Source organism: Phormidium sp. CCY1219 (genome assembly GCF_035615515.1).
Classification (GTDB): Bacteria; Cyanobacteriota; Cyanobacteriia; order Cyanobacteriales; family Laspinemataceae; genus CCY1219.
The window spans coordinates 1-227 of record NZ_JAJENT010000026.1 but is presented as its reverse complement, the minus strand read 5'-3'; the positions used below and the strand labels follow the sequence as shown (position 1 = coordinate 227).

Annotated in this window: 1 protein-coding gene; it reads left to right on the top strand. The window is 59.0% G+C overall.

The window, feature by feature from the left end; all coding sequences use genetic code 11:
• A partial coding sequence (locus tag LKK83_RS00295; protein WP_324628751.1) for a hypothetical protein occupies positions 1 to 227 on the top strand: 227 nt, incomplete at both ends.

Sequence of the window (227 nt, the reverse complement as noted above, 5' to 3'; positions counted from 1 at the left end):
GAACAACTGCATCTCGTGGATGTGTTCTTGCCCCCCGAGGAGTACCTCTCCCCAGGGCAGGTGAAGGAGAAACTCGAAGCATACAAGCAACAGCAGCGACAGCAGGTGGCGCAACTGCAAGCCGAACTGCGGCGCGCGCAGGCGCAAATTGCTCGCTACAAAGACCCGGCCAACCACCCGGCACTCTTGCGCCAACAGGAACAAATCGACACCATGCAGGCTAAGCT